This window comes from Variovorax gracilis (genome assembly GCF_030317115.1).
Taxonomy (GTDB): Bacteria; Pseudomonadota; Gammaproteobacteria; order Burkholderiales; family Burkholderiaceae_C; genus Variovorax; species Variovorax gracilis.
In genome coordinates this window covers 13541-27081 of the sequence record NZ_JASZYF010000050.1, presented here as the reverse complement: position 1 = coordinate 27081, position 13541 = coordinate 13541, and the positions used below count along the sequence as shown (strand labels likewise).

Annotated in this window: 12 protein-coding genes, 4 pseudogenes and 1 other annotated feature; of the genes and pseudogenes, 6 read left to right on the top strand and 10 right to left on the bottom strand. The window is 62.8% G+C overall.

Annotated features, from left to right (window positions below; genetic code table 11):
• Positions 1–205: 205 nt before the first annotated feature.
• Positions 206–940 (top strand): annotated as a pseudogene (locus tag QTH97_RS34865) (transposase); the annotation flags it as partial.
• Positions 484–600, top strand: a sequence feature (AL1L pseudoknot). It overlaps the preceding pseudogene by 117 nt.
• 378 nt (positions 941–1318) lie before the next feature.
• Here QTH97_RS34865 and QTH97_RS34860 read toward each other — a convergent pair.
• From QTH97_RS34860 to QTH97_RS34850, 3 genes are all read right to left on the bottom strand, one after another.
• On the bottom strand, positions 1319–1993 hold the full coding sequence (locus QTH97_RS34860) for a Crp/Fnr family transcriptional regulator (RefSeq protein ID WP_286573211.1): 675 nt from the start codon (positions 1991–1993) through the stop codon (positions 1319–1321).
• A gap of 710 nt (positions 1994–2703) precedes the next feature.
• Positions 2704–3255 carry a hypothetical protein gene (locus QTH97_RS34855; RefSeq protein WP_286573209.1) on the bottom strand — a complete coding sequence of 184 codons (552 nt, stop codon included), beginning with the start codon at positions 3253–3255 and terminating at the stop codon, positions 2704–2706.
• A complete protein-coding gene (locus QTH97_RS34850) occupies positions 3252–3521 on the bottom strand; it encodes a hypothetical protein (protein WP_286573207.1) in 270 nt (89 codons plus the stop codon). The genes QTH97_RS34855 and QTH97_RS34850 overlap by 4 nt, the downstream gene beginning before the upstream one ends.
• 199 nt (positions 3522–3720) lie before the next feature.
• Here QTH97_RS34850 and QTH97_RS34845 point away from each other — a divergent pair, with 199 nt between their 5' ends.
• Positions 3721–4440 (top strand): Crp/Fnr family transcriptional regulator, encoded by a 720-nt coding sequence (locus tag QTH97_RS34845; protein ID WP_286573206.1) that lies wholly within the window; start codon positions 3721–3723, stop codon positions 4438–4440.
• A gap of 171 nt (positions 4441–4611) precedes the next feature.
• On the top strand, positions 4612–5304 hold the full coding sequence (locus QTH97_RS34840; RefSeq protein WP_286573210.1) for a Crp/Fnr family transcriptional regulator: 693 nt from the start codon (positions 4612–4614) through the stop codon (positions 5302–5304).
• Positions 5305–5549: 245 nt separating this feature from the next.
• On the opposite strand, the gene QTH97_RS34835 is transcribed toward QTH97_RS34840, so the two are convergent.
• From QTH97_RS34835 to QTH97_RS34810, 7 genes and pseudogenes are all read right to left on the bottom strand, one after another.
• On the bottom strand, positions 5550–6737 hold the full coding sequence (locus QTH97_RS34835; RefSeq protein WP_286573205.1) for a sensor histidine kinase: 1188 nt from the start codon (positions 6735–6737) through the stop codon (positions 5550–5552).
• Positions 6661–7098 (bottom strand): sensor histidine kinase, encoded by a 438-nt coding sequence (locus QTH97_RS37125; RefSeq protein ID WP_353655699.1) that lies wholly within the window; start codon positions 7096–7098, stop codon positions 6661–6663. The genes QTH97_RS34835 and QTH97_RS37125 overlap by 77 nt, the downstream gene beginning before the upstream one ends.
• Positions 7034–7228, bottom strand: a pseudogene (locus QTH97_RS37205) (histidine kinase); the annotation flags it as partial. The gene QTH97_RS37125 and the pseudogene QTH97_RS37205, both read right to left, overlap by 65 nt.
• A gap of 3 nt (positions 7229–7231) precedes the next feature.
• A complete protein-coding gene (locus QTH97_RS34825) occupies positions 7232–8242 on the bottom strand; it encodes an ATP-binding protein (protein WP_286573201.1) in 1011 nt (336 codons plus the stop codon).
• Positions 8233–8637, bottom strand: coding sequence for an anti-sigma regulatory factor (locus tag QTH97_RS34820; protein ID WP_286573199.1), 405 nt, complete (start codon positions 8635–8637; stop codon positions 8233–8235). Before QTH97_RS34820 ends, QTH97_RS34825 begins: the two co-directional genes overlap by 10 nt.
• Positions 8638–8669: 32 nt before the next feature.
• Positions 8670–8963 (bottom strand): annotated as a pseudogene (locus QTH97_RS34815) (STAS domain-containing protein); the annotation flags it as partial.
• A 28-nt stretch (positions 8964–8991) separates the two neighbouring features.
• Complete coding sequence (locus QTH97_RS34810; protein WP_286573198.1) at positions 8992–9831, bottom strand: STAS domain-containing protein; 840 nt, start codon at positions 9829–9831, stop codon at positions 8992–8994.
• A 910-nt stretch (positions 9832–10741) separates the two neighbouring features.
• Between QTH97_RS34810 and QTH97_RS34805 the strand changes: the two genes are divergently transcribed.
• The 3 genes and pseudogenes from QTH97_RS34805 to QTH97_RS34795 all read left to right on the top strand — a co-directional run bounded on the left by QTH97_RS34805 (position 10742) and on the right by QTH97_RS34795 (position 13200).
• Positions 10742–11854, top strand: a complete 1113-nt coding sequence (locus QTH97_RS34805; RefSeq protein ID WP_286573197.1) for a potassium channel family protein — start codon at positions 10742–10744, stop codon at positions 11852–11854.
• Positions 11855–12064: 210 nt separating this feature from the next.
• Positions 12065–12772: pseudogene (locus QTH97_RS34800) on the top strand (Crp/Fnr family transcriptional regulator).
• Positions 12773–13005: 233 nt separating this feature from the next.
• Complete coding sequence (locus tag QTH97_RS34795) at positions 13006–13200, top strand: hypothetical protein (protein WP_286573195.1); 195 nt, start codon at positions 13006–13008, stop codon at positions 13198–13200.
• Positions 13201–13541: the final 341 nt, after the last annotated feature.

Genomic DNA, 13541 nt, shown 5'->3' with positions numbered 1-13541 from the left:
TGAGGGCTTCCAAATCGTCTGTCATCTACGTTCCCACGTTGATCTATGTGGGAACGTAGCCTGTCAGGTCAAAGCCTGCGGATCAAGGACGTGGTTTATTGAGCGCATACGAAGCTTCGTCCAGGCCTGCCATTGCTCGAATGCCAAGTCACCTTGAACCGCCCCGGATTTTGAGGAGGCTCCTTCGATTGAGAATGGAGCCAAGATGAGAAAGTCACCGAAGTTTTCCCCCGAGGTCATGGAGCGCGCGGTGCGCATGGTCTTTGACGCCAAGGACCAGTACCCGTCGCAGTGGGCGGCGATCGAATCGATCGCCGGCAAGATCGGCTGCACGGGCGAGACGCTGCGCAAGTGGGTGCGCCAGGGTGAGCGCGACAGCGGCGTACGGCCAGGCCCGAGCACCGTCGAGCAGCAGCGCATCAAGGACCTCGAGCGCGAGGTTCGCGAACTGCGCAAGACCAACGAGATCCTGAAGTTGGCCAGCGCGTATTTCGCCCAGGCGGAGTTCGACCGCCAACTCAAGAAGTGAACGCCTTCATCGACGAGCATCGCGCTCGTTGCGGGGTCGAGCCGATCTGCCGCGCGCTGCAGGTCGCCCCGTCGAACACCTTCATGATTGAGGTGTTGCGACGACCGATTGAATCCGCCCAATACGTGTCGATTCGCTACAGCGAGAGGCTGGCCGAGGCCGGCAAAGTCCTCGGTAGGCAGCACCGGCGACAGCTACGACAACGCGCTGGCCGAGACCATCAACGGGCTGTACAAGGCGGAGATCATCCACCCCCGCGGCCCCTGGAAGACGCGCGAGGCGGTCGAACTCGCTACCCTCGAGTGGGTCTCCTGGTTCAACCATCACCGCTTGCTTGAGCCCATCGGCTACATCCCGCCGGCCGAAGCAGAGGCAAACTACTGGCGCCTGCAGGCTCAGGCTGTGACCACAAGCAAGCCTGCCCAGTCGGCAGTGCTGCGGGGGTTGAACCATGAGTACATGGCCCAACCGGGGGGCGCCTCCGGCGGCCCCTGCGGGGGCTGGAACAATGAAAGTCAGAACAGCCAGAAGAGAAGTCAGACCATCCCGGTCGGACTCAAGCCAATAGGCCTCCTCGAAAGCCGGGGCGATTCAGAAAGCCTGCCCGCGCTATCGCGTTGAAGCTCCTTGTAGGGAGTCGGGTGCACCGAGTCTGTGCGCTACCGCACATAAGTGCAACCTCCATACTCATGCGACGGTTGCCTACCAAGCGTGCAGTTTGTTGACGTCGATGGATCGACGAGCGCGAACGGCCCTGCGGCTTCGTTCTCCGAGCGCACTCCATCTCTGTCAGGTCGCGATTTCGTGAGGCAATAGGCGGTCTGTCTCGCGCTTCACAACCTCATAGCATTCACACACGTGCCGTTCAAGTCCTGGGCGGTCAAGCACGGTGATGTGCCCGCGAGCGTACTTGATGAGGTTCAGCCGTTGCAACTTCCCGGCCGCCTCGGTCACGCCCTCGCGCCGTACGCCCAGCATGTTGGCAATGAGTTCCTGCGTCATCGACAGTTCGTTGCTCGGCAACCTGTCGAGACTCAGCAAGAGCCAGCGGCACAGCTGCTGTTCCAGTGAATGGTGCCGGTTGCACACTGCCGTCTGCGACATCTGGGTGATGAGCGACTGGGTGTAGCGCAAAAGCAGGTGGAGCAAAGGACCGCCGTTTTCGACGAACTGCTTGATGTGGCTCGCGCCCAGCCGGAACGCATGGCCGGCGCTTTGCACCACGGCGCGATTCGGCGTACTGCCTCCACCCATCAGGAGCGATACGCCCACCATCCCCTCGAATCCCACGACCGCAATCTCCGCGGATTGCCCGTTCTCGAGTACGTACAACAACGAGACGATGGCATCGGTCGGGAAATACACATACTGCTGCGCGGCGCCCGACTCGTACAGAACCTCTCCCAGGTCGAGCGAAACATGCTGGAGAAGCGGCGTGAGGCCAGCCCGGACCTCTGGGGGCATCTCCTCCAAAAGGTCATTGCGCGCCGCAGCGAAGCGCGGCGAAGGTAGCGTCGATGACATGAAGACCCGCTGCCGCGAAGTTCATCAAATTCTGTACCAAACGGAACCCGGACGTGCGCTATCGTACAAACGAAAGCGATAGCCAACTCTTGGGCGCTTTGTGCGCGGCCGCACGGTACTAAACCCCTTCCAGCGCTACCGTTTCGACTTCCAGCCTTCTATGGGGAGCGAATCTATGAACCGCGCGATGACATCTTCCGAGCTTGCCGCCGACGCATTGGTCCGAGCCTACTTGAACGGACGTCGGCTTCCAAGGATCCTGCATGCCGCCGTCGTATGGGTTGCTGCAACGCGGTTGGAAAGCGGAGAGAGGCCCGTACTCAACGAGACTTTGCGCACCGACATCGACCACCAAGCAAAAGCGAGAAATAGGGATCTAGAGCAATCTCAAGTGGGCGAACGCTAGCACCAGGGAAGTTCCAACGGCGCCCCCCAGGCACGCCGAAGTCACGATGTGCGAACCCATCTGGGTTCGCACAGTTTCCACCGCCGACTGCAGTCGTGGGACACGACCGAGTGCGCGCTCGCACTGCTTCATGTGTTGCGCGAGTCTGGCGATGTCGGTCTCGACCAAGTCATCCGTGGTCGACCAGAGACCACTGGGCTTGCTGACTTCCATGGTGAAGAATCCTTCAGCGCATCCCCAAGATTTAGTTCTTTCCGAACTTCGTCTTGGCGACGCCCAGGCAACTTGCCTTGGCATCACCCGACATGCCGTCGCACTTCTGGGTAGCGACCTTGTAGTCGGCGTCGAGCTTTTCCTGGATGGCGTCGTGCTTGGCCTCGCCGATCTCCTTGCCCATCTTGGCGTTGGCCAGCGCCTTGGTCTTGAGTGCCTTGGCCTCCTGGATGCACACGTCCTTGGCATTGCCCGACTGGTCATCGCACTTTTCCTTGGCGACCTCATAGGCCGCCTCAGCCTTCGCCACCAGCACCTTGTTCCGGTCGCTGAACTTGGTGGTGTAGCCGTATTCCAGTTCGGCGCGCGCGACCTTCTCCTTGCCCTTGGCTTCTTCTACACAGATGTCCTTGGCATTGGCAGCAAGCGCAGCGCACGCCGCCTTATCAGCCTTGACGTCCGCGCTGATGCGGGTCTTGCCGGCTTGGTACTCGGCCTTTGTCATCGTCGCGGCCTGCGCCAGTGGCAGCACCAGCATGGCGACAACAAGAATCGAAGCCTTGAGATTGAAATGCGTGTTCATACGAACCTCTCTTCGCCATCAGAATTGGAAGTCGCAAAGGCTTTCACTGCGCCCTTGCTTGAGCGCCCCGCAAAGCGCTCGATACCCGCTTTGCTGCAACACTTGTAGAAGGTCGAGTTCATCTTGTCTGTGCGCCATCGAACATGCGCGCCGCCCGTTGCGTCTTCCATCGACCGTGGCACAGGGTCGATCACCAGCATGACGCCAATACCGAGTCGGATGTGCCTCGCGCGCAGGTTGCGCTCGATCCAGTCGTCGGGTTTCACGGCCGTACTTTTCGAGCGTTGCGGGTCCCTGGATGTCAGGCGATAGAAATCGGCGCCCGTGGGTCAAATCCAGCCGATGGCACTCGTCTGTGCATTCGCGAACATACAAGGCGGGTTCGGCTGCCTAAGCTCCTGCGTGTGCTGTAGAAGACCACCACCACGTAGTCCTCGAAGCCGCCCCCCTCCCTGAAACTCCGTGATGGCCTCTCCGCCCGACCCAAGAAAGAACCGCCTGCTCGCCGCGCTGCCGCAGGCCGAGTGGCAGCGCTGGCTGCCGCAACTTGAACGGGTCGAGATGCCGCTGGGCCAGGTCCTGTACGAGTCGGGCGGCACGCTCAGCCACGTGTACTTTCCATCCACCGCCATCGTCTCGCTGCTCTATGTCATGGAAAACGGCGCCTCGGCCGAGATCGCGGTCGTCGGCAACGAGGGCATCGTCGGCATATCCCTATTCATGGGCGGCGAGTCCACGCCCAGCCGCGCGGTGGTGCAGAGCGCGGGCCATGGCTGGCGGTTGAAGGCGCAGATGATGAAGGACGAGTTCAACCGGGCCGGCCCGGTGCTGCACTTGCTGCTGCGTTACACCCAGGCGCTGATCACGCAGATGGCGCAGACGGCGGTGTGCAACCGGCACCATTCTCTGGACCAGCAGCTATGCCGCTGGCTGCTGCTGAGCCTGGACCGTCTGCAGGGCAACGAGCTCCTGATGACGCAGGAGCTGATCGCCAACATGCTCGGCGTGCGCCGCGAAGGAGTGACCGAGGGTGCGCTCAAGTTGCAGCAAGCCGGATTGATCCGCTACGCGCGTGGCCGCATCTCGGTGCTGGACCGCCAAGGGCTGGAGCAACGCACTTGCGAGTGCGACGCCGTTGTCAAGAGGGAGTATGACCGTCTGCTTCCCGGAAAACTGGCAACGTAGACCTTCGGTGGGGAGTGCCGCGGACGTGCGTGTCAGCTTGACGCGGCATCTCATCTGCTGTTCTGTGCGCTAGCAGACGGTCGACGCGTCTCTCCTCGTGCAGACTGATCGCAGTTGCACATCGACGCCCGCTTTCCGGTCTTCGGCTGGCAGCAAGCATCGGAGCGCCAATTGACCACGGTCGAGAACCACCTTATCGAACTGCTTCCGCGCAACGATCGTCGGCGCCTGCTTGCCGTCTGCGAGCCGATCCAACTGGCGCTGGCCGAGATCCTGTGCGAGCCCGGCAAATCGACTCGACATGTCTACTTTCCGGTCGACGGCTTCATCTCGCTGGTGGCTCGCAACGGCAGCCATCCAGGCCTCGAAGTCGGCATGGTGGGTCGTGAAGGGATGCTTGGCGCGCAGTTGGCCCTGGGCGTGGCCACTGTACCCTTGCACGCGCTGGTGCAAGGCCCCGGAGCAGCATGGCGCGTAACCGCCGCTGACTTTCGCCGAGAACTTGCGCGCAGCCCGGCGCTGGAACGCGGCCTGAACCGCTACATCTACGTCTTGATGTCCCAATTGGCGGCTTCGGCCGCATGTCTGCGCTTTCATCTGATCGGTCCGCGCCTGGCTCGCTGGCTGTTGATGAGCCAGGACCGTGCTCACTCCGACACCTTTCGTGTGACGCACGAGTTTCTTGCCCTCATGCTCGGTGTGCGCCGGGTCGGCATCACCACGGCCGCCAGTGCCTTGCAACGCAGCGGGCTGATCGAATACCACCGAGGTGACCTGACGGTGCTCGATCGCAATGGCCTCGAATCGATGGCGTGCAGTTGCTATGCCGCCGATCGGCAGGCCTACGCGGAATTGCTGCCCTGAGGTCGACCATAACCTCACCAGCAAAGCCCCGCTCTGGCGCGCATGAGCCGAGATCCAAACGCTCAACCGCATCCTCGTTTCGCACGGTTCGCTGATCGAACGCGACCCGCGTCAGACCTTGCGCCACTTGGCAAGCTCCCTGACGTGACCTCGCGGCCCCAACGCAGCCCGGCGGGCCAGGGCGGACTATGAGCTTTGCGAATCGCCTAGACGGGAGCCGGCCGCCCAAGCCGCAATGCCGTTCTCTAGTGAAGCATTCGGAGAGGAAATTCAATGGTGAAGACGCACCCGACACCGGGCAAGTCCCGGACGCTCAAGACACCGCCGTCCGCCTCCACATGCCGCCGGGCGATGGAAAGACCAAGCCCCAAGCCGCTCTTGTCGTCGCCGACCTGCATGAACGGCCGAAAGATGCTTGCGGTAGCTCCTGGCGGGAGCCCTCCGCAGTTGTCCTTGACGTCGATCAGAATACGGTCGCCGCTGGCGTACGCGCTCAGGGTGACCTCCGTATGAGCATGGGTGAACTTGAATGCGTTGTGGAGCAGGTTGACCAAGGCCGCCAATAGATGGTCCCGATTCCCGGAAATGCCCAGTTGGACGTCCACGTCGGCCACCGAAAACTTGCAGCCCTTGACGCTCGCGTCCAGCGAGGCGGCATTCTTGGCGTCTGCCACAAACGATGCGAGCGAGAAAGCCTCCGCGTGCGGCGTTGCAACTGCGCCTCTGACCTTCGAAAGGGACATGTCGAGCAAGGCGGCCAGAGAAGCCAGACTCCTCTTCAAGACGGCGCCGGTCGCGCCACCGATTGGAACCTTGCCCGATTCGAGTGCCGTAAACGCAAGCGTCGCGGTGTGCAGGTAATTTCGGAACTCGTGAACCAGCACGCCGAGACGCTCGTTCTCATCAACGGACTGCTGCAAAGCGACGTTCGCGTCACGCCAGACGCCAAACTCGGTGACTGCATCCGCAATGGCGTTGTCGAGACAACGATTCAACGTGCGGAACTCATCGACGGAGAAGGGGGCATTGCGCTCGACCGCGAGGTCCGTGATGGCTTGGCAAAGGTCGCCGTAGTCGTGCACGACTTGGTCTACGGAAAATCCGAGCCCCAAGAGTGCCTTGCCATGCGCAGCCGCGCTCAGGCCCATCTCGGACAGGGCATCTGCGTCTCCGCCTGCGGCGCCCGTGAGCGCGACTGCCAGCATCTCGGCGGCGTCCGCATTGTCTTCCACCACCACGATGTCGACTTCTGACAACGGAGTGGCTCCGGGCGGCGGTGTGGATGCGTGAGCCGCCGTTCCTTCAACGGGGTCGCCGGCTTCGCACAAGGGAAGGTCGACCTGCACATGGGTGCCCCTACCTACTCCATCGCCGAATGCGCGAACCTGGCCCCCGCGCAGTTCCGCCAGGTGCTGCACGATCGACTTGGCCAAGTCCCAGGCCGCCGTACAAGCGATAGCCAGGCGCGTCGCTTTGGCTGAAGCGGTCGAACAAGCGGGGGAGAAACTCCGGGGCAACGCCCTTACCATGCTCCTCGACGACCAGTGTGAGTTTCTGCGCTTCCCAAGCCAGCGTTACTTGCACAGTGCCCTCATCGTGCGAGAACTTAATTGCGTTCGTGAGCAGGTTCCAGACTATTTGCTGAAAGCGCGTCAAATCCAGCCATGCCAGCGCCTGGTCGCCCTGCTGATCGAGGCGCACGTCGAGCTTCTTGGCGTCTATCGACTCGGACAAAACGGCTCTTGAGGTCGGTTGCCCGGCGGAGCTGTTCGGCCTGATCGTCGAGATCCGCATACAGCGCGACCACGCCGCGGTTGGTTTCCTCAAGTGCCGCCCGTAGGCCGTGCACCTCCGCGCGGCTCGCAGCCAGCTCGGCGACCAGGGTCGCGTCGCTGGGGCTTCGGTCCGGCGCTGTGGATGACATGGGCTAGTCCCTCGGCTGGATCACGACGACGGTCGCATCGTCGCGCAATCGAGAATGGTCGCGCAGAAGCAGCGCGGCAATCAAGGTCGGGTCGCGTCCCAGCAACGGCAGCAGAGCCGTGCTGTCCCAACGAGTCACGATACCGTCGCTGTGGAGCACCATCAAGGCGTGTGCCGGGCGCTCGACCGTGTTGACGCTCGGGTTTCGAATCTGCAGACCCGCCGTGCCGTTCGCCGTGACGAAGCTGCGATCATGGGTGCCGGAGATGATCCGACCCGAGATGTTTCCAGCGCCCGAGAAACGCACCGAAGCGGCCTCGGTGTCGAGACGGGCGCAGCACAGCGCGGCGCCGCGGGTCTTTCGCAGGCCGCGGTGAAGTTGTTCGACCTGGGCCGGCAGTGGCAGGGTGGGCGATTCCGCAAAGAGATCGATCGCCGCCTGGCTCGCCTCGGCGGCGCCAGGGCCGTGCCCTAAGCCGTCGGCCACCAGCAGCGTGACGCCGGAGGCATCCAGGGCCGCGGCCCAGGCGTCGCCACAGACATCCTCGCCTGGCGCGGGCAGGCAGATCGCGCCGATGCGGAAGTTGCCCAGCTGTGGCGTCGCACCCGGCTTGCGCAGACGCGCGACGCAAACCGTGCCGCCGGGTGACGCGGAATGCAGATCGAAATCGTCCGCCAGTCGCCGTGCGGCGCCGAGACCGGTGCCCGGAGTTCCGCCGGTCGAATAACCGTCGCGCATCGAGCTGGCCACATTGGCGATGCCGGGTCCGTCGTCGATGGCGACGATCTCAACCTGCGCGCGCTCGGCGCTGGCCCCTACCAGCAGCCGGCCGTTGTGCGCGTGCTTGTGGAGGTTGGAGCCCAGCTCGGTGACCACGATGGCGAGTCGGCCCACTTCGAGTTCGCTCCATTCCATCTCGGTGGCGAGGCGCGCCGCATAACGACGCACTTCGCCGACGCCACTGGTTTCGGTGAGCGGAAACTGCCGATGCGTCCAGCCACGGACTACTTCCATTTGACAATGCCCACGCGAGCGCCGCGACCAGGCGCGGGCTGGATGTCTAACTCGTTCACCAGTCTCTTGCTGCCCGGCAGGCCGAGGCCCATGCCGCTGCCGCTGGTCCAACCGTCCGACAGCGCAAGCTTGAGGTCGGCGATGCCGGGGCCCTCGTCCTCAAACACCAACTCCAGACCGCGCCAGCCGTTTTGCTCCCGCAGGATCCAGTGCATCCGGCCGCCGTGACCATGGATGAGCGTGTTGCGCGACAACTCGCTGGTCGCCGTGACCATTTTCGTCTGGTCGACCAGCGAGAACTTAAGCGCCTGGCACAGGCCACGCACGTGCTGGCGGCTCGCGACGATGTCGTGTTCCGAACCGAGCGGCAGAACGCCTTGGTTATCAGTCGCCATGGCGCTGCTCCGCGCGTACGCCCGCGTGCATAGCCACGCTCCACGTCCAACGCGGTTCTGACGCCTTCTAACGAAAGTCCGAGTTCGACGAGCGTGATCGCCACGGCCGGCTGCATGCCGACCACTACGGTCGTGGCTGACAGGATCCGGGCAATGCCCGAGATGCTGCTGAGCATGCGGCCGACGAAAGAGTCGACGATTTCGAGTGCTGAGATGTCGATCATGGCACCAGTCTTCGTGATCCGCTCTGCCAGATCGTCCTGCAGCGCGAGCGCGGTCTGGTCCTGCATGTCGACCTGGATCGTGACCAGCAGGGTCTCGCCCATGCGCAAGATGGGGATGCGGGTCCATCGCCTACTTCTCGCGGCTCACGCGCCAGCCGTTCCGCTGCAGCGCGACCGCGAGCGCATCGGCCAGCGTCGCCTTGGTCGTGATGCCCTGGAGGTCGATGCCCAGGTGCATGATGGTCTGCGCGATCTGCGGGCGAATTCCACTGATGATGCAATCTGCGCCCATCAGGTGGATCGCGGTCACGGTCTTCAGCAGGTGCTGTGCTACCAGGGTGTCGACCGTGGGGACGCCGGTGATGTCGATGATCGCGAGGCCGGAGCCGCTGTCGACGATCTGTTGCAGCAGCGCTTCCATCACGATCTGCGTGCGGTTGCTATCGAGCACTCCGATCATCGGCACCGCCAGCACGCCTTCCCACAGCTTGATCACGGGGGTCGATAGTTCGAGCAGGTCGTCCTGCTGCCGGCGAATAATCTCTTCGCGCGATTTCTGGAAGGTTGAGGCCGTGTGCTGCGCAAGGCGGTCCACCACGGTGCTGGCCGACCAGACTCCGGCAATCAACTGTTCAGGCGTTAGGTCCGGCCGCTGCAGCGCATCGAACAGCGGCTTTTTAAGCGCGAGCACGAACTCGCTCGTGTCGCCGGCGCTCTCGCCCTTGGCGGCGCGGGAGCGTGACAGGTTCTCGAGCGTGTCCCGAAGTCCAGCCCACGCCGGTGCCTGCAGATTGGAGGGATCGGCGCCGCTCTCGACGCCTTGGCCCAATGCGCGAACGATGTCGCTGCCCTCAATCCGCATCGATCGAAGCTGTGCCGGATCCTTGATGCCCAGCTCGGCAAGCCAGGCGTCCACTACGGGCTCATGATCGCTCAGTGCCTGCCGAAGCGGCGCATGCTGACTGCTCATTCGAGGTTGCTCCACAGTGGGTTTTATACGCGCCAAGGAGTGGAGCGAGAACAAATTCTAGGTGTCGCATTTGGTATGTAGTCCGTAGGCATTGCAACCAAACCAACGGCCTACACGCGCTCGGCGTCATGTCCGACAAGACTGTAGCGACGCCGCCGCGCGAACGCTTTATCGCCCCATCCGCCACACTTAGCATGTTGTGTAATCCGGGAATGCGGCTAGCTTATGTCGCGCGTTGTGCCCACGGAGCGATAAGTCAGCGAGGCAGACATTTGCGGAATCCAAGCCGCTGGTGGCCGGCAGCCAGCGCAGACCGTCTTTGAAGGCTTGCGGCCAGCATAGGTCAAGCGCAATAGTCGATGAACTGAGTCCAGTTGCGCGCGATCCAGATCCGTCGGCGAGCGGCGCGCCGGGCCGCTCTGGCAGTGATGCTCGGACCACTTCACCATGGCTGGCAAGTCGCCAAAAATGTTCGACCGGAAGTTCCCGCAGCCGTTGGGTGAGATCGCTTTCTGCGTGCCGCGGCTCTGCAATACGCGGTAGAGCACTTCCAGACCTGCACGGAAAGCAAGTCGACCGTATCGCAGACCGCGGGCGCGACCCCGCATGCCACCCTTCTCTAGACGACGCGTTGGTTCGCCCACAAGTCGGTCTGTGCCCGGTGGCGCTCTATGCCGCGTCGTCCGAAGGTGACCGATGTAAGAAGCGCCAAATTGCTCTTGGATGAGCAAGACCGGGGTCAACTCATCCGCCCCGGGGCGAGTGCCGCGTGGACCGCATGAAGAATTGGACGCGGGTCATCGGACAACGGTTCAAGCGGACCGGCCTTTCATCGATGAACTCGCCGAAAGGCTGGCTAGGCTGAATCCGAACAAGGCATGATGAATCTTTCTTCCTGGGACGACCCTCGATGACCCTGATCGCCATACTTGTCGGCGTCGTCCTGGCGCTGGCGACCTTGATCGATGCCTTCGAAGTGGTTCTGCTACCGCGCCCTGTACGCCGCCGGCTGCGTCTCAACCGTTACTTCTTCAAGTGCACTTGGGCGGCTTGGGTCTGGTGCGCCGATCTTTGGCCCAGTGGCAGACGCCGCGAGGACTTCATCGGGGTCTTTGGACCGCTGTCGATGGTCATGCTCTTCGCGCTGTGGGCCGCCAGCCTCATCGTCGGCTTTGGATTGATGCAATGGGGGCTGCAAGGTCTCGTCCCCGACTCCGGCTCCGTTGGGCTGGTCGATCAGATCATTGTCAGTGGGGATGCATTCTTCACGCTCGGCTACGGCGACAACGTGCCACACCATTCGCTCGCGCGCCTGCTGGTGATAGTGGAGGCGGGCACCGGATTCGGTTTCATCGCGCTGACCATCGGATATCTGCCAGTGCTCTATCAGCACTTCACGCGCCGAGACCTTCAGTTGATCGAGTTTTCCGCGCGCGCGGGTACGCCGCCAACCGCTGCGGCTCTGCTCGGTTGGCATATGCATGGCACCTCGGCAGCACTCGAACGCTGGCTCAGGGACTGGGAGATTTGGGCGAGCGACCTGGTCGAGAGTCAGGCCGTCTACCCGATGTTGGCGTTTTACCGGTCGCAGCACGAGGGCCATTCGTGGCTGGGTTCGCTGGCGGTGGTACTGGACGTGTGCACGCTGCTGATTGCTGGCGCCGATGACATGCGACGCCTTCAGGCCACCGCCACTTTCTGCGCGCTCAGACGCGTTCTCGACGAAGCGAGTGAGTCTCTGCGGGTGGCGCCGGCCCGGCCAGTGTCGACCCGCCTCTTGGATCCGGAGGCGCTGCGCCTTCTCACCCCCACCATTCGCCGGATATTGCCGGACTGGCGCGACGACGAGCCCGCCCTGGAGGCCATCCGACGCTTGCGGCGAACCTATGAGCCACGACTTGAGGGCCTGGCCGCGTATTTGTTACTGCAGCTGCCAGAGTGGATCAATCCAGAGGTAGCGGCTGGCGAGCGCTTCGGTCGCGACGCGGTCGTCCAAGAGCTCACGGACCACCACCCGGATTGAGAAGCGGCTTCGAAATTCGATCCGGTCACGCTGAGGTAGCGATCCTCTGGAATCAAGAGCCTTCGAGGTGATTTCCAAAGTAACGACCGCAGCCGCCATGCCCGGCAGCAAGCGCACCAACACTGGCAAAACTCACATCCCTGCCTATACTAAAAGTGTGCCATGTGGAGCGCGCACAGGGTCGTCCTCGAAGCACCCCAGGAGGATCTAATGGCCGCTGCGTCCGAGCCGAAATTGAACCAACTGCTTGCAACGCTGCCAGACGGCGAGTGGCAACGTTGGAGGCCAGAGCTTGAATGGATCGAGATGCCGCGGGCCAGGTGCTGTATGAGTCGGGCATCACGCTGACGCACGTCTTCTTTCCGACTACCTCCATCGTCTCTCTGTTGTACGTGATGGAGAACGGCGCCTCGGCCGAGATCGCCGTCGTCGGCAATGAGGGCCTTGTCGGCATCTCTCTCTTCATGGGGCGCCCAGCCTGCGGTGGTGCAAAGCGCGGGCCAGGGCTTTCGGTTGAAGGCGCAGGTAATGAAGGACGAGTTCAACCGGGCCGGCCCTGTGCTGCACTTGCTGCTGCGCTACACCCAGGCGCTGATCACGCAGATGGCGCAAACGGCCGTATGCAATCGGCACCATTCATTGGACCAGCAACTGTGCCACTGGCTGCTGTTGAGCCTGGACCGGCTGCAGGGCAATGAACTGGTGATGACGCAGGAACTGATCGCCAACATGCTCGGTGTGCGCCGCGAAGGCGTCACCGAAGGCGCGCTCAAGCTGCAGCGGGCCGGTCTGATCAGCTATGCGCGCGGTCACGTCTCGGTGCTGGACCGGAAAGGGCTGGAGCGGCGCTCCTGCGAGTGCTACGCGGTCGTCAAGAACGAGTACGACAGGCTCCTTCCCGTGCGTTTGGCAACTTAGCGCGCGGGCGGCTGCTCGATGCCAGCGGCTGTCCCAAATTCAACTCGGCGAGGTCTCGGCGCGTTAGTGGCGCGACGGGCTCCCGCCCGAAGACGGTCTCGATTGGCAGAGGCCCGTGAGCACTTTGAAGGCTGCGGCGGATAGGCGAGTGGGGCCGCCCGCTCGCCGATCGACGGACGCCTTTAAAGCGCGCACACTGGTCGCTCTCGGCCTTGCCGGGCATGGAACGTCGCATGACGGAACTGAGCATGGAGCGGCGGCGCGGGATTCTGATGTGGGAGGCTTCTTGCGAGCGCCTTAAGAACGCACTGCACGCGGCCCCGCACATGCCACCAGCGACGCCCGAGCAGGTCGTGGAAGCGCTGCGCCTCGCGCGCAAGGCCCTCGACGAGCTAGAACTGGCGTTTGCACCAGAAGATGCCGATTGATCAGACTTCGGCCTGTCCGGTGAATTTGGCACGCCTCACGAGCGATGTGCTCGCCGTGGAGGTCTATGCCCATTGGAGCTAGGAAGATACGTCATGGCCCTTTTCCTTGAAGGTGCCGAGGCCTTGGTCGATCGAAGCTGGAAGTCGCAACGCCGCGGCCATGCAGCTCGCCTGAAGAGCCGCCAGGCTCATAGGCTCGGCCGGTCACCCTGAGCACGAAATTGCGAACAAGGATCGCGGGAACGTCAGCCGAAGGACACGTTGATGGCCCAAAGGATGCCTAGCACGATCAGGAACAAGCCGATGAAGAGAATCCATCCGTTCGCAAAAGCATGCTCCTC